Raw genomic sequence first — 19700 nt, forward strand, 5'->3', positions numbered from 1 at the left:
CACGAGGACACCATGAGCAGCAGCACCGTCATCACCAACATCGCCACGCTGGTCACCAACGACCCCTCCCTCGGACGGGGAGGCTCCCCTCTCGGCCTGGTCCGGGACGCGGCCGTCGTCATCGACGGCGACCGGGTCGTGTGGACCGGTGAGTCAAGCAAAGCACCCGCCACTGACAACCGGGTCGACGCGGACGGCCGGGCGGTGCTGCCGGGCTTCGTGGACTCCCACTCCCACCTGGTCTTCGCCGGGGACCGGACGCAGGAGTTCAACGCCCGCATGTCCGGCCGCGCCTACAGCGCTGGCGGCATCCGCACCACGGTCGCGGCCACCCGCGCCGCGAGCGACGCGGAACTGGAGGCGAACCTCACCCGCTACCTCGCCGAGGCGCTGCGCCAGGGCACGACCACGCTCGAGACCAAGTCGGGCTACGGCCTCACGGTCGAGGACGAGGCCCGCGCCCTGCGCCTGGCCGCCCGGCACACCGAGGAGGTGACCTACCTCGGCGCGCACGTCGTCAGCCCCGACCACGCCGACGACCCGGCCGCCTACGTCGCCCTGGTCACCGGGGAGATGCTGGACGCCTGCGCGCCGTACGCCCGCTGGATCGACGTGTTCTGCGAGAAGGGCGCCTTCGACGGCGACCAGGCCCGCGCCGTCCTCACGGCGGGCAGGGCGAAGGGCCTGCACCCCCGTGTGCACGCCAACCAGCTCTCCTACGGCCCCGGTGTGCAACTGGCCGTCGAACTGGACGCGGCCAGCGCCGACCACTGCACCCACCTGACGGACGCGGACGTCGACGCGCTCGCGCACAGCCGTACGGTCGCCACCCTGCTGCCCGGCGCCGAGTTCTCCACCCGCGCCGAGTGGCCCGACGCCCGCCGCCTGCTGGACGCGGGCGTCACCGTCGCCCTGTCCACCGACTGCAACCCGGGCTCGTCCTTCACGTCGTCGGTGCCCTTCTGCATCGCCCTGGCCGTCCGCGACATGCGGATGACCCCGGACGAGGCGGTCTGGTCGGCGACGGCGGGCGGCGCCGCCGCCCTGCGCCGCACCGACATCGGACGGCTCGCCCCGGGCGCCCGCGCGGACCTGCTGCTGCTCGACGCGCCGAGCCATGTCCACCTGGCCTACCGCCCGGGAGTCCCGCTGGTCGCCGGGGTGTGGCGGGCGGGCGTGCGGGTCGTCTGACCGGCGCGCGGCGGGTCCGGCCGCACCGGCCGGACCGCTCACCGCACGCGCGAGGCGTCCCGCGGCGGGTCACTCCTCCAGGGTCAGCCCCTTGCGCAGCCGTACCAGCGTGCGCGACAGCAGCCGGGAGACGTGCATCTGGGAGATGCCCAGTTCCTCGCCGATCTCCGACTGGGTCATGTTCGCCACGAAGCGCAGGGAGAGGATCTTCCGGTCGCGGGGCGCGAGCGAGGCGATCAGCGGCTTGAGGGACTCGATGTACTCGATGCCCTCCAGCCCGTGGTCCTCGTAGCCGATGCGGTCCGCGAGCGCGCCCTCGGTGTCGTCCTCCTCGGGCTGGGCGTCCAGCGAGGAGGCGGTGTAGGCGTTCGAGGCGGCCATGCCCTCGACGACCTCCTCGCTGGAGATGCCGAGGCGTTCGGCGAGTTCCGCGACCGTGGGCGCGCGGTCCAGCTGCTGTGCCAGCTCGTCGCCCGCCTTGGCGAGGTCCAGCCGCAGCTCCTGGAGCCGGCGCGGGACCCGCACGGACCACGAGGTGTCACGGAAGAACCGCTTGATCTCGCCGATGATGGTCGGCATCGCGAAAGTGGGGAACTCCACACCGCGGGAGAGTTCGAAGCGGTCGATGGCCTTGATCAGGCCGACGGTGCCGACCTGGATGATGTCCTCCATCGGCTCGCTGCGGGAGCGGAAGCGGGAGGCGGCGAACTTGACGAGCGCGAGGTTCAGCTCGACGAGGGTGTTGCGGACGTACGCGTATTCGTGCGTCCCTTCCTCCAGCGACTCCAGCCGCTCGAAGAGGGTCTTGGACAGGGCCCGCGCGTCGACCGGGCCGATCTCGTCGTAAGGGGGGATCTCCGGGAGGCCCTCGAAGGGGTCGAGGGGGTCGATGGGATGATCCAGCGGTACCGGTGGGGGTGTCGACGTCGCGATCGGGGTATGCGATGCGTCGAGCCGGGGTGACATGGGTGTCCTCCATCGTTCTCGGCATATGGCTGCCGAAGCCAGTACGTGCACTGCGGTGTGCGGCGCCTCCGAAGCCGGCGTGTAGGGGTGTGTGTCCTTTACTAGCCCTACCCGCTGCACCGAGAGAGTCGCAAGTGCGTTCTGTTGCGGTATGTCCGTTTGTGTGCGGTTGTTCGGGTGTCGGAGTGCGCAGGGAAGGCGTAATGTTCGAGGGCATCAGCAGCCACGACCTCGGGAGAGAGAGACGGCATGGACCACGGGACGGTCGGCAGCGCACAGTCGGGCCGGCTTCTGGTGGAGGTGCGGGAAGAGGGCTCCAGCGCCGTTGTGACACCGGCGGGGGAGCTCGACCACCACACCGCCGATCTTCTGCGTGAGCCCCTCGACGACCTGCTCGACAAGGGCTTCTCGCGGCTCGTCGTGGACTGCTCCCGCCTGGAGTTCTGCGACTCGACGGGACTGAACGTCCTGCTCGGCGCCCGGCTGAAGGCGGACGCCGCCGGCGGAGGGGTCCACCTGGCCGGCATGCTGCCGGTGGTGGCCCGGGTGTTCGAGATCACCGGGGCCGAGACGGTCTTCACCGTCCACGACTCCGTCGAGGCCGCCCTGGCCGACGGTGCCGACTGAGCCGCCGTGTCCTGCCGTACGGACCGGCCCGCACCCGGCCCCCGCGGGTGCCTCGAGGGTCACCCCGAACACGGGGGTGTTCCCTGGGATCGGCCGGGCAGGAGAGGGCACAAGAAGGCGGGGGGCGGCCTGCACGGAACGCGCACGGGGCGTGCGTCCGGCGGACAGCCGGCCGGCCCCCGGGCGGCGCGACGGCCGCCGCGGCCGGCGCCTGTCGCCCGGCTCCTGGACCGGACCGCGGCCCGCGGTGCCGGCCCCGACCACTGACCGGACTTTTGTAATCGTGAACTGGTGAATCGGTGAGGTGAAGCGCTGATGAGCACCACCCGGCCTTACTCGCCGGGCGAGCGCGGCCCGGAGCCCAGCGGCGCTTCCGGGGCGTCCGAGGGGGGCGCGCCGACCGTAGGCGCGGCCGCGGGGGCAGCCGTGCCGTCCGTGCCGACCGCCGCGGGGGCGGCCACGCCGTCCGCGCCGGCCGGCGGCACTCCGCAGGGCCGCGAGCCGCAGGTGCGCAGACTCCGCCTGGAAGGCGAGAGCGGGGTCGTCCCGCTCGCGCGCGACTTCACCCGCCAGGCGCTGCACGCGTGGGGGTGGCTGCCCGCCGCCACCGCCGACCGGCGGGCCGCCGCCGAGGACGTGCTGCTCGTCGTCTCCGAGCTGGTCACCAACGCCTGCCTGCACGCCGAGGGTCCCGACGAGCTGCGGCTCACCTGTGACAACAAGGTGATCCGGATAGAGGTCTCCGACCAGGGCACCGGCCAGCCGGCCCCACGCACCCCGCACCGGGCCGGCCGGCCCGGCGGCCACGGCATGTTCATCGTGCAGCGGCTGTGCCTGGACTGGGGCGTCATCCGGATCACCGGCACGCCGGGCAAGACGGTCTGGGCAGAACTGGGCGCCCCGGCCTGACCGAAGACGGCACCTCGGTCTGACCGCAGGCGGCGACGTCCCGGACCGAGCCGCACGCGGGCGTCCGGCCGACCGCGGACGGTGACGCCGCCCCGGCCCGCCCTGGTCGTCGAGCCAGGCGCCCCGGTAGGTGAGCCACGGGTGGACCGGCGGCGTGCTGCCGCTGCGGAGACCGGTGGCCGGCGGCCTTCCGCCGTCCGGGACAAGGCTCGGCGTCAGCGGCGGGCCCCTCGACGACATCTTCGCCGCAGCCGTGCCCGAACTCGCCCGGGCTGACCGGCTCGGCCTGCCGGGGCCCTTCCCGCCCCGGTGGGGGACGCCGGCTACCGGTGTGCCGCCAGGAACGGCAGGATCACGTCGGCCATCTCGTCGGGTACTTCCTCCGCGAGGTCGTGGCCTGCGTCGAAGACGTGTCCGGTGACGTGGTGGGCCACGAGCCGTGCCTGGGACTCGTTGCGCTCGCCGATGAAAGCGGAGCCGCCGAGCGCCAGGACCGGGATGTCCAGCTTCCGCCGTGCGGCCTGCCGGTTCTGTTCGGCGTCGGTGAGCATCGCCCGGTAGACGGCGAGCATCGCGCGGATTCCGCCGGGCATGGAGTAGCAGCGCACGTACTCCTCGATCGCGTCGGGGGTGGCGGTGTCGGGGTGGCTGCGCTCGTTCTTGATCATGTAGGTGATCAGTTCACGTTCGTGTCCGGATATCAGCATCTCGGGGACGTCGGGCTGGAAGTAGAAGCCCAGGTGCCACAGGTGCATGCCGCTGGAGACGTTCTCGGCGGTGAGGGCGGTGTGGTCCTCGAAGCCGAAGCCGGGGAACAGGGCCTCGGCGTGGACCAGTGCGGTGGCGTGGTCGCGGTGGCGGGCGGCGAGCTGGTAGCCGATCACCGCCCCCCAGTCCTCGCCGATCACGGCGTAGGTCTCGTGTCCGAGGCGGGCCATCAGCTCGGCGATGTCGTCGCTCATCGTCGCAGAGTCGTAGCCGTCGGCGGGGTGGTCGGAGTCCCCGAGACCGCGCAGGTCGGGCACGACGACGGTGTGGTGGGGCGTCAGCCTCGGGACGAGGTGGCGCCAGTGGTAGCCGGTCTTGGGCACGCCGTGCAGCAGTACCACGGCGGGGCCGGTTCCGGCCGTCCGGTAGTGCAGGCTCGTTCCGTTGACGGCGGCACGGCCGGTGCGCAGGGGCGTCGTGGTGTGGTCGTACATCATGACGTGGTGCTTCCTGTCCTGGGTGCGGTGGGTCGATGGGGTGAGCGGGCGGCCCGGACCCCCGGCGCTCATGAGGGTGCCGTGATCGCGGCGAGACAGGGATCCGTTCTTGATCGATCGTTACAGATTCTGGGCATGAGAGCCCTGGGCCGAGACGGCCGGCTTCTCAGTCGAGAATGGTCAGCGCGAGTTCCACGAGGGGTGCGAGGGCGGGCGCGTCGGGTGTGATCTTCGAGGAGACGAGCAGTCCGTTGAGGAAGGTGACCAGGAATGCGGCGAGCGTGTGCGGGTCGTGCCGTGCCGCGATCTCGCCCCGCTCCATCGCGGCACGCAGTACCTCGGTGAGTGCTTCCCGGCTCGCGTCCTGCATGTCGCGCACGGTGCGCCGGGTCGCCGCGTCCTGGGGCAGCCGTTCGCAGACGGCGTTGACGGCCAGGCAGCCCTGACCGCCGTGCCCGACGGCGACGCGGATCCGTTCCGTCAGCAGCGTACGGATCGCCGCGCGGGCGTCCGCCTCCTGCTCCAGGTCGCGCAGGGCGGCCGCCGCGAGGGTGGTGCGGTAGTGCTCCAGCGCGGCCCGGTACAGGCCGTCCTTGTCGCCGAACGCGGCGTACAGGGATCCCTGGCCGATCCCCAGGTGCTGGGTCAGGTCGCGCACGGAGGTCGCCTCGTAGCCGCGCGTCCAGAACAGCTCCATGGCGCGGCTCACCGCCGCTTCGGTGTCGAACTCCCGGGTCCTCGCCATGACCTCACCGTAACTTATGTGGATCGTTCGCTCAAGAAAAGGGGCGGAGGGCCGTTCCGCAACGGAAGAGGGCCGCCGTACCCAGCTGGGTACGGCGGCCCTCCCGGCCGGGACCGACGCCTAGTTGACGTTGCCCATCAGCTTCTTGACCTTGTTGCGGTACATCCACACCGCCACGCCCGCGACCACGGCGAGCACGGCCTCCAGGGCGACGAAGCCCTTCTTGTCGAGGTTGACGCCGCCGACGGCCGGGTTCGACAGCAGGGCGGTGACGGAGTCGCCCGCGGTCACCGCGAGGAACCACACGCCCATCATCTGGGAGGCGTACTTCTGCGGAGCCATCTTCGTGGTCACCGACAGACCCACCGGCGACAGCGTCAGCTCACCGACGGTCTGCACGAAGTAGATCGCGACCAGCCACAGCGCCGCGGCCTTGTGACCGCCCTCGGCGACCGACAGCGGGGCGAGGAAGACGAAGAAGGACACACCGACCAGCACCAGACCGGAAGAGAACTTCACGATCGTGCTCGGCTCCTTGCCGCGCCGGTTCAGCCACAGCCACAGCCACGCGAAGACCGGCGCCAGCGCCATGATCAGCACCGGGTTGACCGACTGGTACCAGGAGACCGGGAAGTCCCAGCCGAGGACCGAGTTCTCCGCGCTGTCCTTGGCGAACAGCGACAGCGTCGAGCCACCCTGGTCGTAGATCATCCAGAAGACGGCCGCGGCGACGAAGAACCAGATGTACGCCGACACCTTCGAGCGCTCGCCCGCGTCCAGGTCCTTGTCCCGCATGATCCGGGCGATGACCAGGATCGGCACGATCAGGCCGATGACGGTGAGCGGGATCAGCGCCCAGTTCAGGGTGAAGTGACCGGTGCCGCCGACGACGCCGTAGAACACCGCGGCGACGGCCAGCCAGACCAGGCCCTTGCGCAGCGTGGCGGCCTTCTCCTCGGCGGTCAGCGGGGTCGGGACCTCGCTGCTCCTCGGGTTCAGGTGGCGGCCGCCCATCAGGTACTGGGCCAGGCCCAGCGCCATGCCCAGCGCGGCCAGCGCGAAGCCCAGGTGCCAGTTGACGTTCTCGCCGATGGTGCCGATGACCAGCGGGGCGACGAAGGCGCCGAGGTTGATGCCGATGTAGAACAGCGTGAAGCCACCGTCTCGGCGCGGGTCCTCCGGGCCGTTGTACAGGTGGCCGACCATCGTGGAGATGTTGGCCTTCAGCAGACCCGAACCGATGGCGACGAGCACCAGGCCGACGTAGAAGCTCGCGGCGAAGGGGACCGCCAGGCACAGGTGGCCCAGCATGATGACCGCGCCCGCGACGGCGACCGTCTTGCGGGGACCGAGCAGACGGTCGGCGAACCAGCCGCCGGGCAGGGCGAGCAGGTACACGAGCGACAGGTACACCGCGTAGATCGCGCTCGCCGTGCCACCGCTGAGGTGCAGGCCACCCGGGGCCACCAGGTACAGCGGGAGCAGGGCCCTCATGCCGTAGTAGGAGAAACGCTCCCACATCTCGGTCATGAAGAGAGTGGCCAGTCCGCGGGGGTGGCCGAAGAAGGTCTTCTCGGAACCGGGGGTGCCCGGTCGGACCGAGTCCTTCGTCAGGCTGGACGCCATGGTCGTTCCTTGCTGGTCGGGACGCGCGGCTGGAGCGTTGCGCGCCCGGTGGGGGTGCGGCCGGCACCGGCAGGTCGGTCGTCCACCCCCACGCCCATGGGGGAGTCCGCCTCCGGATCGCGGAGGCGGCGGACGGCGACCACCGGGATCCACGCCCCACACGCGTCGCTGCGCCCGGAGCCCGGCCAGAGGTCATTCCTTTCGAGGCTGATCCGATCAGCCCGTACACAAAAGAGACCTTCAGCGTCGACTGCTCGCCAAAGGTCCCCGGTGCGTACTACAGGCGTTCAGGTCACCATACGGCAGGACACCGCCGGATATGGAAGGACTTGAGACGCGGATCACAGGTGTCGCGGGAACCGCGCGACCGGTTTCGAAGGTCTCTCCTACGATCCCATCCCCAGGTCAATGGTCTGTACCGGGAGCGTACGAAGGTAAGAAGCCGGGAAGGCGATCACGCCCCGGCACCGCACACGGGCGGACTACCATCACCTCATGACCCGTGTACTGCTCGCCGAGGACGACGCGTCCATCTCGGAGCCGCTGGCCCGCGCCCTGCGCCGGGAAGGTTACGAGGTCGAGGTGCGCGAGGACGGACCCGCCGCGCTCGACGCCGGAATGCAGGGCGGCGTCGACCTGGTCGTGCTGGACCTGGGCCTGCCCGGCATGGACGGCCTGGAGGTCGCCCGCCGGCTGCGGGCCGACGGCCACACCGTGCCGATCCTCATCCTGACCGCGCGGGCCGACGAGGTGGACACCGTCGTCGGTCTGGACGCGGGCGCCGACGACTACGTCACCAAGCCCTTCCGGCTCGCCGAACTGCTCGCCCGGGTCCGGGCGCTGCTGCGGCGCGGGTCCGCGGAGCCGCAGCAGCCGCCGGCCACGCACGGGGTGCGCATCGACGTCGAGTCGCACCGCGCCTGGATGGGCGACGAGGAGCTCCAGCTGACCGCCAAGGAGTTCGACCTGCTGCGGGTGCTGGTGCGGGACGCCGGCCGCGTGGTCACCCGGGACCAGCTGATGCGCGAGGTCTGGGACACCACCTGGTGGTCGTCCACCAAGACCCTCGACATGCACATCTCCTGGCTGCGCAAGAAGCTCGGCGACGACGCGGCGAACCCCCGGTACATCGCGACGGTGCGCGGCGTGGGCTTCCGCTTCGAGAAGAGCTGAGCCGGGCCGGCGGCGATCACCTCAGGTAACGGACCATGCGCCGACGTCTCATCCAGTCCACACTCGCCGTCGTGCTGGTGGTGATCGCCGTCTTCGGTGTCTCGCTCGTCATCGTCGAGACCCGGACCATCAGCAACAGCGCCCAGGAGCGGGTCGAGTCCGAGGCGGTGCGGCTGGCCAGCATCGTGGACAGCCGGATCCTGGCCGCGGAGAACATCAACGCGGAGGTGCTGGCCAACCCGGTCAGCAAGGACCAGTACGCGGTCATCAGCATGCCCGGCAAGGCGCCCATAGAGATCGGCAGCAAGCCCGAGGGCGACACCATCTCCTACACGCAGCGCGGCGAGGAGGGCGAGACCGTCACCGTGCAGGAGCCCCGCTCCGCGGTGACCCGTGAGGTCGGCCGGACGCTGGTGATCATCGGGCTGGTCGCGCTGCTCGCGGTGATCGCGGCGGTGCTCCTCGCCCTCCGGCAGGCGAACCGGCTCGCCTCCCCGCTCACCGACCTCGCCGAGACCGCCGAACGCCTCGGCTCCGGCGATCCGCGCCCGCGGCACAAGCGGTACGGCGTGCCCGAGCTGGACCGGGTCGCCGATGTGCTGGACTCCTCCGCCGAGCGGATCGCACGGATGCTGACCGCCGAGCGGCGCCTCGCGGCCGACGCCTCGCACCAGCTGCGCACCCCGCTCACCGCCCTGTCCATGCGGCTGGAGGAGATCACCCTCACCGACGACCCGGAGACGGTGAAGGAGGAGGCCACCATCGCGCTGACGCAGGTGGAGCGGCTGACGGACGTGGTGGAGCGGCTGCTGACCAACTCGCGCGACCCGCGCACCGGCTCCGCGGTCGCCTTCGACCTGGACGAGGTCATCCAGCAGCAGCTCGCCGAGTGGCGCCCCGCCTACCGCAGCGCCGGCCGGGCCGTCGTCAGCTCCGGCAAGCGGCACCTGACGGCGGTGGGCACACCGGGCGCGGTCGCGCAGGTGCTGGCCGCGCTGATCGAGAACTCGCTGATGCACGGCGGCGGCACCGTGGCCCTGCGCACCCGGGTCACCGGCAACCAGGCCGTGATCGAGGTGACCGACGAGGGGCCGGGGGTGCCGGCGGACCTGGGCGCGCGGATCTTCGAGCGGACGATCAGCGGGCGGAACTCCACGGGCATCGGCCTGGCCGTCGCGCGGGACCTCGCGGAGGCCGACGGCGGCCGGCTGGAACTGCTCCAGGCGCAGCCCCCGGTCTTCGGCCTGTTCCTCTCCCGCACGCCCCCGGCGCGCAAGGAGACGGACGAGGACGAGCCGACGGTCCGCTGACGGATCCGACCGGTTCGCTGACGGGCCCGGCCTGTTCGCTGACGGGCCCGGCGGTCCGCTACGGAACCCGCTGGCGCGGCGCGGGCCGGCGCGACTCCTGCTTCAGAATCGATTCCGCACCCGACACGGCCTCCCCGGCCGGCCGCGTCCGGAACACCCAGCTGCGGTAGGACCAGAACCGGAACAGCGTGGCCACGCCGATGCCGACGAACTTGAAGACGTTGCTCTGCAGCGGGGTGTCCCACCCGAAGGTGTACGTCGCCAGGTACAGCAGGCCGTTCTCGATCACCAGGCCGGCCACGCTGAACAGCAGGAACAGCACCAGTTCCCGGGTGCGCCCGCTCTTGTCGCGGTCGCGGTAGGTCCAGTACCGGAATCCGACGTAGTTGAAGACGATGGCCACGACGGTCGCGATGACGCTCGCCCGCACCACCGGCAGGTCCGACACGTGCCGGACCAGGTTGAACACGGCGAGGTTGACGAGGACCCCGGCGCCGCCGACGGCGCCGAATTTGATCATCTCGCGTACGAGCCGTTGCAGCCTCGAGGAACGAGGTTCCATGGCTGGGCAGCTCCCGTCGGTAGGGTTCGTCAACCCGGCCATGCTAGCCGCGCGGGCCTCCGGGCGCCCATGGACCGGGCCACAGCCGGGAAACCGGCCGGGAAACCGGCCGGAAAGGGACGGGGAAGGCCCGGGTAAGAGTTCGGGAGGGGACGCGATCCGGCCGCCCCCGTGTGGCCGATACGCTAGGGGTGTGACGTTCCCGGTAGTCGGCATGGTCGGCGGGGGGCAGCTCGCGCGTATGACGCACGAGGCGGGCATCCCGTTGGGCATCAGGTTCAAGCTTCTCAGTGACACCCCTCAGGATTCCGCGGCGCAGGTCGTGAGCGATGTCGTCATCGGCGACTATCGCGACCTGGACACCCTGCGGGAATTCGCGCGCGGGTGCGATGTGATCACCTTCGATCACGAACACGTACCCACCGAGCACCTCCGTGCCCTGGAGGCGGACGGCATCCCCGTGCGTCCGGGCCCGGACGCGCTGGTGCACGCCCAGGACAAGGGCGTGATGCGGGCGAGACTCGACGCGATCGGCATCCCGTGCCCACGGCACCGGATCGTTTCCGATCCGCAGGACGTGGTCCGGTTCGCGGCCGAGGGCGAAGGATTCCCCGTCGTCCTCAAGACCGTCCGCGGCGGCTACGACGGCAAGGGCGTGTGGGTCGTGGAGAACGCCGAGGAGGCGGCCGAGCCGTTCCGCGCCGGCGTCCCGGTCCTCGCCGAGGAGAAGGTGGACTACGTCCGCGAGCTCGCGGCCAACGTCGTCCGCTCCCCGCACGGCCAGGCCGTGGCCTACCCGGTGGTGGAGTCCCGGCAGGTGAACGGCGTCTGCGACACCGTGATCGCGCCCGCCCCGGACCTGCCCGAGGACCTGGCCCTGCACGCCGAGCGGCTGGCCCTGACCATCGCGAAGGAACTGGACGTCGTCGGCCACCTCGCCGTCGAGCTGTTCCAGACCCGCGACGGCCGCATCCTGGTCAACGAACTCGCGATGCGCCCGCACAACTCCGGCCACTGGTCCATGGACGGCGCGATCACCTCCCAGTTCGCCAACCACGTCCGCGCGGTCCTGGACCTGCCGCTGGGCGACCCGCGGCCGCGCGCCAGGTGGACGGTCATGGTCAACGTCCTGGGCGGCGACTTCCCGGACATGTACTCCGCGTACCTGCACTGCATGGCCCGCGACCCCAAGCTCAAGATCCACATGTACGGCAAGGACGTGAAGCCCGGCCGCAAGGTCGGACACGTCAACACCTACGGCGACGACCTGGACGACGTGCTGGAGCGCGCCCGTCACGCAGCCGGCTACCTGAGAGGCACGATCACCGAATGAGCCCCCTTGTTGGCATCGTCATGGGGTCGGACTCGGACTGGCCCGTCATGGAGGCCGCCGCCAAGGCCCTCGACGAGTTCGAGATCGCCTACGAGGTCGACGTCGTCTCCGCGCACCGCATGCCCCGCGAGATGATCACCTACGGCGAGCAGGCCGCCGACCGCGGACTGAAGGCGATCATCGCGGGCGCGGGCGGCGCCGCCCACCTGCCCGGCATGCTCGCCTCCGTCACCCCGCTGCCGGTCATCGGTGTCCCCGTGCCGCTGAAGTACCTGGACGGCATGGACTCGCTGCTGTCCATCGTGCAGATGCCGGCCGGTGTCCCGGTCGCCACGGTCTCCGTCGCCGGCGCCCGCAACGCCGGTCTGCTCGCGGTCCGGATGCTGGCCGCGCACGACGAGGAACTGCTGCACCGGATGCGCGACTTCCAGCAGGAGCTGAACGACCAGGCCACCGAGAAGGGCAAGCGGCTGCGCGCCAAGGTCGAGGGCGCGAGCGGCTTCGGCTTCGGGAAGTGACCGGCATGGGCGCGCTGGAGGAGGCCCGGGAGCTGCTGCGCGAGTTCCCGGTCGTCGACGGTCACAACGACCTGCCGTGGGCGCTGCGCGAGCAGGTCCGCTACGACCTCGACGCCCTGGACATCGCCGGGGACCGGCACGACCGGCTGCACACCGACCTGCCCCGGCTGCGCGCCGGCGGGGTCGGCGCCCAGTACTGGTCGGTGTACGTGCCGGCCGAACAGCCCGACCCGGTCGCGGCCACCCTGGAGCAGATCGACTGCGTCCGCCGGATGCTCGACCGCTACCCGGCGGACCTGGCACCCGCGCGGACCGCCGCCGACCTGGAGTCGGCCCGAGCCGAGGGCCGGATCGCCTCCCTGATGGGCGCCGAGGGCGGCCACTCCATCGCCAACTCCCTGGGCACCCTGCGCGCCCTGTACGCGCTGGGCGTGCGCTACCTGACGCTCACCCACAACTCCAACGTGGACTGGGCGGACTCCGCGACCGACGAGCCCAGGGCCGGCGGCCTGAGTGCCTTCGGCCGCGAGGTCGTCCGGGAGATGAACCGGCTCGGCATGCTGGTCGACCTCTCGCACGTGGCCGCCACCACCATGCGGGACGCGCTGGACACCGCCACCGCGCCGGTGATCTTCTCGCACTCCTCCGCCCGCGCGGTCTGCGACCACCCGCGCAACATCCCCGACGACGTCCTGGAGCGGCTGCCCGCCAACGGCGGTATGGCGATGGTGACGTTCGTGCCCAAGTTCGTCCTCCAGGCCGCCGTCGACTGGACGGCCGCCGCCGACGACAACCTGCGCGCCCACGGCCTGCACCACCTGGACACCAGCCCCGAGGCGATGCGGCTGCACCGCGCCTTCGAGGAGCGCCACCCCCGCCCGGTCGCCACGGTGTCCACGGTGGCCGACCACCTGGACCACATGCGCGAGGTGGCCGGCATCGACCACCTGGGCATCGGCGGCGACTACGACGGCACCGCGTTCACCCCGGACGGCCTGGACGACGTGTCCGGCTACCCCAACCTCCTCGCCGAGCTGCTGGACCGCGGCTGGTCCCGGACCGACCTGGCCAAGCTGACCTGGCGCAACGCGGTACGGGTGCTGGGCGCGGCGGAGGACGTGGCCCGGGATCTCCAGGCCACCCGCGGCCCCTCCCTCGCCACCATCGGGGACCTGGACGGCACCCCCGGCGGGAGCTGACCGGGTTACCCCCGAACGCCCCGTTCGCCAGGAGGTTCCGCCCGCTCCGTGCGACCGTGTCGGTACGCCGGCCACAGCCCGCCGTAGCGCGACCGGCGTAGCCGCCGACGACGTACGGAGCTGACCATGGCCGACCTCCAGGACGACATCCCCCGCACGACCGAGGTCGGCGGGGACGACGGCCTGCCGGACGACCCCTTTCGCCTCCCGCCGGCCGGGGACCTGCTGGAGCGGGCCCGCGCCCTGCTCGCCGGGCACCCGGTGGCCGACGGCTACAGCGGCCTGCCCTGGGCCCTGCGCCATCTGCCCGGCCACGACCTCCAGCTGGGCGAGGCCGCCGTCGACACGGACGTGCCCCGGATGCGCGCCGGGCACGTCGGCGCGCTGTTCTGGTCGCTGCTCCTGCCCGAGCAGCCGGCCGGCGAGCGCCCGGTGACGGCGACCCTGGAACAGCTGGACCTGGCGCGCTCGGTCGTCGAGGCGCACCCGGAGGGGCTGCTCCTGGTGCGCACCGCCGGGCAGGTCATCGACGCCCGCAACCGGGGCCGGGTCGCCGTGCTGCTCGGCCCCGCGCACGGCGCCGCGCTGGACGGCTCCCTCGCCGTCCTGCGCATCCTGCACGCCCTCGGCGTGCGCGTCCTCACCCTCGCGGGCACCGCCTGGGCCGGCCCGTCCGGGCTGACCCGGTTCGGGGAGGAGGTGGTGCGGGAGATGAACCGGCTGGGGGTGCTCGCCGATGTCACCGGCGCCGGTGAGGCCACCGTCCGCCGCGCCCTCGCGCTGTCCCGGGCCCCGGTGCTGTGCACCCGCTCGGCCGCCCACGCCCTGTGCCCGCACCCCGCCAACCTGCCCGACGACCTGCTGGCCGCCCTGGGCGCCGCCAAGGGCCTGTGCATGGTGCCGCTGACCGCCGAGCAGACCGGCCCGGCCGTGCCGGACGTCGCCGACCACCTGGACCACGTCCGTGACGTGGCCGGCGCCGAGTGCGTCGGCCTGTCCGGCACCTACGACTCCGGGGCCGTCCACCCCCGTGAACTCGCCGACGCCTCCCGCTACCCGCACCTGATCGCCGAGCTGCTCCGGCGTGGCTGGTCCGAGACCGAACTGTCCCTGCTGACCTGGGGAAACGTCCAGCGGGTGCTGCGCAGCGCGGACTTCACGGCCCGGGCCGCCCAGCACCGCCGGGAGGCACCGACACCGCGGATCACCGACCTGGACGCCCCTTAAGGACCCGGCCCGAAGCCTTACCCGTGCTCGATCCGGGACAGGCAGAACGGATGCCCGGCCGGGTCGGCGTACACCTGGAAGTCCTTCTTCTCGCGGTCCTCCAGGTCCAGCGGGCGGGCCCCGAGCGCGAGCACCTTCTCGTGCGCGGCGTCGACGTCCGCCCACGTCGGGCCCGCGTCGAAGTCGATGTGGAGCTGCTGGCCGTTGCGGTCGGCGCGCGGCCACTCCGGCGGGGTGTAGCCCTCGGCCCGCTGGAAGGCCAGCCGGGGGCCGTCCGGCACCTGGAGGACGACCCAGTCGTCGTCCTCCGCCCGCGGGGTGCCCCCGGCCACCGCCGCGTAGAAGGCGGCCAGGGCGTGCGGGTCGGGGCAGTCGAGCACGACGTTACGGAAACGGGCCACGGGTGCCATGGTGTCCTCCGGATTCTTGTGCGGGGGTCTCAGCCGGCGCAGAGACAGAACGGGTGCCCCGCCGGGTCGGCGTAGACACGGAAGGTGCGGGAGCGGTCGGCGGTGTCCAGCGGCCTGGCGCCCAGTGCCAGCGCCTCCTTCTCGGCCGCGTCCAGGTCCGGCACGGTCAGGTCCAGGTGGAACTGCTGGGAGCGGTCGGCCGCGGGCCACTCGGGCGGCACGAACCCGGGCGCCCGCTGGAAGGCCAGCACCGCGCCGCCGGGCACCCTCAGGTCCACCCACTCGTCGTCCCCCTCCACCGTGCCGCCCAGCACACCGGCGTAGAAGCCGGCCAGGGCGCGGGGGTCGGGACAGTCCACGACCACGGCTTCGAGCCTGGCGAGAGCCATGACTACCTCCTCGGCGTTACCTGTAGAGACGGGTAACCGGTAACGGTTACTGCATGCTCCCGCAGAAGCGGTAACGTCGCAAGCATGAGCGAGAGATCCGCCGCTCCGGGCGGCCTGGCGCTGGTCGAGTCGCTGGTGAACACGCTCGACATCGCGGACGGCACCGACGCGCTGGACACGCCCGAGGGCCGCGTCCGGCTCGGGATCACCGAGGACGGCGTCGCCGAGGCCCGCGAACTGCGCGAGTCGCTGCGGGCCGCGCTGCTCGCCCACGCCGGCCATCCGCCGCACCGCGCCGTGACCCCGCTCGGCACCCTGCTGGCCCGGGCCCCGCTGTACGTCGTCGTGGACGACCACGACGGCTCCGCCCGGCTGGCGCCCGCCGCTCAGGGCCCGCTGCTCTCCCGGGTCGCCGCCGCCGTCGCCGAGGCGCTCGTCGCCGGCACCTGGCCCAGACTCAAGGCGTGCGAGGCCGAGACCTGCCACTGGGCGTACTACGACCGCAGCCCCGCCGGGCGCGGGCGCTGGTGCTCGATGCAGGTGTGCGGGGCGCGCGCCAAGATGCGCCGCTACCGCGCGAAGGCCCCCTGAGGCCCGGCACCGATGGTGCACAATGCGGACAGCCCCCGGTTCGGCCGACTGAGCCTCGGCCGAACCGGGGGCGCCTCAGGCCTCCGGCCGGGGTGTCACGCCGTCGGCCGGCCCATCGCCCGGTACGTCCAGCCGGCCCGCCGCCACAGTTCCGGGTCGAGGGTGTTGCGGCCGTCGAGCAGCACCCGCGCCGCCGCCACCTCGCCGAGGGCCGCCGGGTCCAGCTCGCGGAACTCCCGCCACTCGGTCAGGTGCAGCACGACATCGGCTCCCCGGACGGCCTCCTCCGCGGTGCCGGCGTAGCCGAGGGTCGGGAAGACCTTGCGGGCGTTGTCCATGCCCTTCGGGTCGTACACCGTCACCTGGCCGCCCTGGAGGTGGATCTGCCCGGCCACGTTCAGCGCGGGCGAGTCGCGCACGTCGTCCGAGTCCGGCTTGAAGGTGGCGCCGAGCACCGCGACCCGCTTGCCGAGGAAGGAGCCGCCGCCCAGCGCCTCCCGGGCCATCTCCACCATCTGGCCGCGCCGGCGCATGTTGATGGAGTCGATCTCGCGCAGGAAGGTCAGCGCCTGGTCGGCGCCCAGCTCGCCCGCGCGGGCCATGAAAGCCCGGATGTCCTTGGGCAGGCAGCCGCCGCCGAAGCCGATCCCGGCGCGCAGGAACTTGCGGCCGATCCGGTCGTCGTGGCCGATGGCCTCCGCGAGCTTGGCCACGTCACCGCCGGCCGCCTCGCACACCTCCGCCATCGCGTTGATGAAGGAGATCTTCGTGGCGAGGAAGGAATTCGCGGCCGTCTTCACCAGCTCGGCGGTCGGGAAGTCGGTGACGACGAACGGCGTGCCCTCGGCCACCGGCGTGGCGTACACCTCGCGCAGCAGCTTCTCGGCGCGCTCGCCGCGCACGCCGACCACGATCCGGTCCGGGTGCAGGGTGTCCTGGACGGCGAAGCCCTCGCGCAGGAACTCCGGGTTCCAGGCCAGCTCGACGTCCGCGCCGGCCGGGGCGTGCTCGGCCAGGTAGGCCGCCAGCCGCTCGGCGGAGCCCACCGGCACGGTCGACTTGCCCACGACCAGGGCCGGGCCGTGCAGATGCGGGGCGAGGGAGGCGATGGCGGAGTCCACGTAGGACATGTCGCAGGCGTACTCGCCGTGCTTCTGCGGGGTGTTGACGCACACGAAGTGCACATCGCCGAAGGCGCCGGCCTCGGCCCAGTCCGTGGTGAACCGCAGCCGCCCGGTCGACCCCCCGATCCCGGCGACGTGCCCCCGCAGCAGTTCCTGGAGCCCAGGCTCGTACATCGGGGTCTCGCCGCGTTCCAGCAGGGCGATCTTCTCGGGCACCACGTCCAGGCCCAGCACCTCGAAGCCGAGTTCGGCCATGGCCGCGGCGTGGGTGGCGCCGAGGTAGCCGGTGCCGATCACGGTGATCTTCAGGCTCATGGGTGCTCCAGCTCGGGTCCGTCGGTGGTGCTCGGTCGTGCGGGCCCGAGCATATCCGGGCCGCTCACCGGGCAGATTCTCCGCTGTCGCGCAGGTCACGTAGGCGGGTGGCGGCCGGACCTCTAAAATTTGAGTTACTTAACGGTAATTAGCGTCAGTATCACTGCGTCTTTGGAGCGTGAGAGACCGTGGCCGGATCGGCTGACTTCGACCTGTACCGCCCGTCCGAGGAGCACGACATGCTCCGGGACGCCGTCCGTTCCCTGGTCGAGGCGAAGATCGCGCCGTACGCCGCGGCGGTGGACGAGGAGGCCCGCTTCCCGCAGGAGGCCCTCGACGCCCTGGTGGCCAACGACCTGCACGCCGTGCACGTCCCCGAGGAGTACGGCGGCTCCGGGGCCGACGCGCTCGCCACGGTCATCGTGATCGAGGAGGTCGCCCGCGCCTGTGTCTCCTCCTCGCTCATCCCCGCGGTGAACAAGCTGGGCTCGCTCCCGGTGATCCTCTCCGGCTCCGAGGAGCTGAAGAAGAAGTACCTGGGCCCGCTGGCCAAGGGCGACGCGATGTTCTCGTACTGCCTCTCCGAGCCGGAGGCGGGCTCGGACGCGGCCGGCATGAAGACCAAGGCCGTCCGCGACGGCGACCACTGGGTGCTCAACGGCGTCAAGCGCTGGATCACCAACGCGGGCGTCTCCGAGTACTACACGGTGATGGCCGTGACGGACCCCGCCAAGCGCTCCAAGGGCATCTCCGCCTTCGTCGTGGAGAAGTCCGACGCGGGCGTCTCCTTCGGCGCCCCGGAGAAGAAGCTCGGCATCAAGGGCTCCCCGACCCGCGAGGTCTACTTCGACAACGTCCGCATCCCCGCCGACCGCATGATCGGCGAGGAGGGCACCGGCTTCATGACGGCCATGAAGACCCTGGACCACACCCGCATCACCATCGCGGCGCAGGCCCTCGGCGTCGCCCAGGGCGCCTTCGACTACGCCAAGGGCTACGTCCAGGAGCGCAAGCAGTTCGGCAAGCCGATCGCCGACTTCCAGGGCATCCAGTTCATGCTCGCCGACATGTCCATGAAGATCTCGGCGGCCCGCGCCCTCACCTACCAGGCCGCCGCCGCCTCCGAGCGCGGCGACGCCGACCTCACCTACCTGGGCGCCGCCGCCAAGTGCTTCGCCTCGGACGTCGCCATGGAGGTCACCACCGACGCCGTCCAGCTCCTCGGCGGCTACGGCTACACCCGTGACTACCCGGTGGAGCGCATGATGCGCGACGCCAAGATCACCCAGATTTATGAGGGCACGAACCAGGTCCAGCGCATCGTCATGGCGCGCAACCTGCCGTAACGGCCGGGGCCGCGCGGTTTTCCGGAAGGCGTCCCTCGGGGCGCCTTCCTTCCTCGTTTCGGTGCGGTTCCGATCGTGATCACTTCGAAGGAGACCGCGCCCATGGCGGGCCCTGTCCGACCACACCATCGGCAGGGGTGTCGGAAGCGTCGCGCGCATGGCCCGGCTGCGTACCGACGTCGGACCACATCGAGGCCGATGTCCGCGACCCCGAGGCGATCCTGCGGGGCGCCGCCCGGACCCTGGTCGACGGCGAGGCGATGAGCCAGGCGGTGGAGTACCGGAACGGCCAGGGCTCCGCGCCCATGACCCTGCGCAGCCGCGCAGAGCCGGCCCGCTTCTTCGACCGGGTCGAGCCGCTGGAGCCCGGCCTGGTCTCCTGCTCCCGCTGGCGGCCCGCGCCCGGGGAGCCGGAGCCGGCGGAGGTCACCCGTTTCGGCGCGGTGGGCCGCAAGCCGTAGGCCCGGGGCGGGGAACGCCGGCCCGACGTGCGGGACGGGGGCGCCGGACGTAGGACGGAAGCAGACGGGGTCCGCCCCGGGCCCCCGCCTCCCGAGGAGGAGCCATGACCCAGTCGCCGGCGATGCCCGCCCTCACCCGGCAGATGCAGGAGTGCATCGAGGCCTGCATGGACTGCCACAGCATCTGCGAGGAGACCATGAGCTCCTGCATGCAGCAGGGCGGCCAGCAGCAGATGCAGATCATGCGCGCGCTGATGGACTGCTCCGAGACCACCCGGATCTGCGCCGACATGATGATGCGCCGCTCGCCCATGCACATGGACATGTGCGCGCTGTGCGCCAAGGCGTGCGAGATGTGCGCCGAGGCGTGTACCGCCGTGCCGGACGACCAGCAGCTGGCGCGCTGTGCCGAGGCGTGTCGCCGCTGTGCCGAGACCTGCCGGGCGATGGCGGGCGCCGGACGCGTGTAGTCC

General features: G+C 71.9%; 20 protein-coding genes and 1 pseudogene. 13 read left to right on the forward strand and 8 right to left on the reverse strand.

The features are described 5' to 3' along the window. Positions 1-12 precede the first annotated feature (12 nt). Positions 13-1191 (forward strand): imidazolonepropionase, encoded by a 1179-nt coding sequence (gene hutI, locus AB0E62_RS08615; RefSeq protein WP_362190037.1) that lies wholly within the window; start codon positions 13-15, stop codon positions 1189-1191. A gap of 69 nt (positions 1192-1260) precedes the next feature. Here hutI and AB0E62_RS08620 read toward each other — a convergent pair whose 3' ends face one another. Next, the gene (locus AB0E62_RS08620; protein WP_362190039.1) at positions 1261-2157 is read right to left on the reverse strand and encodes an RNA polymerase sigma factor SigF; all 897 of its coding nucleotides are present in this window, start codon (positions 2155-2157) and stop codon (positions 1261-1263) included. A 249-nt stretch (positions 2158-2406) separates the two neighbouring features. Between AB0E62_RS08620 and AB0E62_RS08625 the strand changes: the two genes are divergently transcribed. Both AB0E62_RS08625 and AB0E62_RS08630 read left to right on the forward strand, forming a co-directional pair. Continuing rightward, the gene (locus tag AB0E62_RS08625; RefSeq protein WP_030615625.1) at positions 2407-2784 is read left to right on the forward strand and encodes an STAS domain-containing protein; all 378 of its coding nucleotides are present in this window, start codon (positions 2407-2409) and stop codon (positions 2782-2784) included. Positions 2785-3099: 315 nt separating this feature from the next. Beyond that, positions 3100-3693 (forward strand): ATP-binding protein, encoded by a 594-nt coding sequence (locus AB0E62_RS08630; RefSeq protein WP_362190041.1) that lies wholly within the window; start codon positions 3100-3102, stop codon positions 3691-3693. Between the two features lie 323 nt (positions 3694-4016). On the opposite strand, the gene AB0E62_RS08635 is transcribed toward AB0E62_RS08630, so the two are convergent. The 3 genes from AB0E62_RS08635 to AB0E62_RS08645 form a co-directional block, all read right to left on the reverse strand. Continuing rightward, positions 4017-4898 (reverse strand): alpha/beta fold hydrolase, encoded by an 882-nt coding sequence (locus tag AB0E62_RS08635; RefSeq protein WP_362190150.1) that lies wholly within the window; start codon positions 4896-4898, stop codon positions 4017-4019. Between the two features lie 166 nt (positions 4899-5064). Then, positions 5065-5643, reverse strand: coding sequence for a helix-turn-helix domain-containing protein (locus AB0E62_RS08640; protein ID WP_362190043.1), 579 nt, complete (start codon positions 5641-5643; stop codon positions 5065-5067). Between the two features lie 120 nt (positions 5644-5763). Then, entirely contained in the window at positions 5764-7269 is a 1506-nt protein-coding gene (locus AB0E62_RS08645) for an oligopeptide:H+ symporter (protein ID WP_362190045.1), read from the reverse strand. Between the two features lie 495 nt (positions 7270-7764). On the opposite strand from AB0E62_RS08645, the gene AB0E62_RS08650 reads away from it, so the two are divergent. After that, positions 7765-8442, forward strand: a complete 678-nt coding sequence (locus tag AB0E62_RS08650; RefSeq protein ID WP_030615631.1) for a response regulator transcription factor — start codon at positions 7765-7767, stop codon at positions 8440-8442. 35 nt (positions 8443-8477) lie between these two features. Then, positions 8478-9752 (forward strand): ATP-binding protein, encoded by a 1275-nt coding sequence (locus AB0E62_RS08655; protein ID WP_362190048.1) that lies wholly within the window; start codon positions 8478-8480, stop codon positions 9750-9752. Between the two features lie 58 nt (positions 9753-9810). Here AB0E62_RS08655 and AB0E62_RS08660 read toward each other — a convergent pair whose 3' ends face one another. Continuing rightward, positions 9811-10314 carry a GtrA family protein gene (locus AB0E62_RS08660; RefSeq protein ID WP_362190050.1) on the reverse strand — a complete coding sequence of 168 codons (504 nt, stop codon included), beginning with the start codon at positions 10312-10314 and terminating at the stop codon, positions 9811-9813. A 193-nt stretch (positions 10315-10507) separates the two neighbouring features. On the opposite strand from AB0E62_RS08660, the gene AB0E62_RS08665 reads away from it, so the two are divergent. The 4 genes from AB0E62_RS08665 to AB0E62_RS08680 all read left to right on the forward strand — a co-directional run bounded on the left by AB0E62_RS08665 (position 10508) and on the right by AB0E62_RS08680 (position 14591). Further along, on the forward strand, positions 10508-11647 hold the full coding sequence (locus AB0E62_RS08665; RefSeq protein ID WP_362190052.1) for a 5-(carboxyamino)imidazole ribonucleotide synthase: 1140 nt from the start codon (positions 10508-10510) through the stop codon (positions 11645-11647). Further along, positions 11644-12165, forward strand: a complete 522-nt coding sequence (gene purE / locus AB0E62_RS08670) for a 5-(carboxyamino)imidazole ribonucleotide mutase (RefSeq protein WP_362190054.1) — start codon at positions 11644-11646, stop codon at positions 12163-12165. The genes AB0E62_RS08665 and purE overlap by 4 nt, the downstream gene beginning before the upstream one ends. Before the next feature lie 5 nt (positions 12166-12170). Beyond that, a complete protein-coding gene (locus tag AB0E62_RS08675) occupies positions 12171-13364 on the forward strand; it encodes a dipeptidase (protein WP_362190152.1) in 1194 nt (397 codons plus the stop codon). Between the two features lie 126 nt (positions 13365-13490). Further along, positions 13491-14591 (forward strand): dipeptidase, encoded by a 1101-nt coding sequence (locus tag AB0E62_RS08680; protein WP_362190056.1) that lies wholly within the window; start codon positions 13491-13493, stop codon positions 14589-14591. Between the two features lie 17 nt (positions 14592-14608). Here the strand turns inward: AB0E62_RS08680 and AB0E62_RS08685 are convergent, their stop codons facing one another. Together AB0E62_RS08685 and AB0E62_RS08690 are read right to left on the reverse strand one after the other, a co-directional pair. Next, positions 14609-15001, reverse strand: a complete 393-nt coding sequence (locus AB0E62_RS08685; RefSeq protein WP_362190058.1) for a VOC family protein — start codon at positions 14999-15001, stop codon at positions 14609-14611. 29 nt (positions 15002-15030) lie between these two features. Beyond that, the gene (locus tag AB0E62_RS08690; RefSeq protein WP_362190060.1) at positions 15031-15390 is read right to left on the reverse strand and encodes a VOC family protein; all 360 of its coding nucleotides are present in this window, start codon (positions 15388-15390) and stop codon (positions 15031-15033) included. A gap of 84 nt (positions 15391-15474) precedes the next feature. Between AB0E62_RS08690 and AB0E62_RS08695 the strand changes: the two genes are divergently transcribed. Next, positions 15475-15981 (forward strand): CGNR zinc finger domain-containing protein, encoded by a 507-nt coding sequence (locus tag AB0E62_RS08695; RefSeq protein ID WP_362190062.1) that lies wholly within the window; start codon positions 15475-15477, stop codon positions 15979-15981. A gap of 95 nt (positions 15982-16076) precedes the next feature. Here AB0E62_RS08695 and AB0E62_RS08700 read toward each other — a convergent pair whose 3' ends face one another. Then, entirely contained in the window at positions 16077-17420 is a 1344-nt protein-coding gene (locus tag AB0E62_RS08700) for a UDP-glucose/GDP-mannose dehydrogenase family protein (RefSeq protein ID WP_362190064.1), read from the reverse strand. A 188-nt stretch (positions 17421-17608) separates the two neighbouring features. Here AB0E62_RS08700 and AB0E62_RS08705 point away from each other — a divergent pair, with 188 nt between their 5' ends. From AB0E62_RS08705 to AB0E62_RS08715, 3 genes and pseudogenes are all read left to right on the forward strand, one after another. Next, positions 17609-18766 carry an acyl-CoA dehydrogenase family protein gene (locus AB0E62_RS08705; protein ID WP_362190066.1) on the forward strand — a complete coding sequence of 386 codons (1158 nt, stop codon included), beginning with the start codon at positions 17609-17611 and terminating at the stop codon, positions 18764-18766. A gap of 179 nt (positions 18767-18945) precedes the next feature. Then, positions 18946-19227, forward strand: a pseudogene (locus AB0E62_RS08710) (SAM-dependent methyltransferase); the annotation flags it as partial. Positions 19228-19331: 104 nt separating this feature from the next. After that, positions 19332-19697, forward strand: a complete 366-nt coding sequence (locus AB0E62_RS08715; RefSeq protein ID WP_362190068.1) for a four-helix bundle copper-binding protein — start codon at positions 19332-19334, stop codon at positions 19695-19697. Positions 19698-19700 lie beyond the last annotated feature (3 nt).

The sequence above is a fragment of the Streptomyces sp. NPDC038707 genome (genome assembly GCF_040636485.1).
GTDB lineage: Bacteria > Actinomycetota > Actinomycetes > Streptomycetales > Streptomycetaceae > Streptomyces.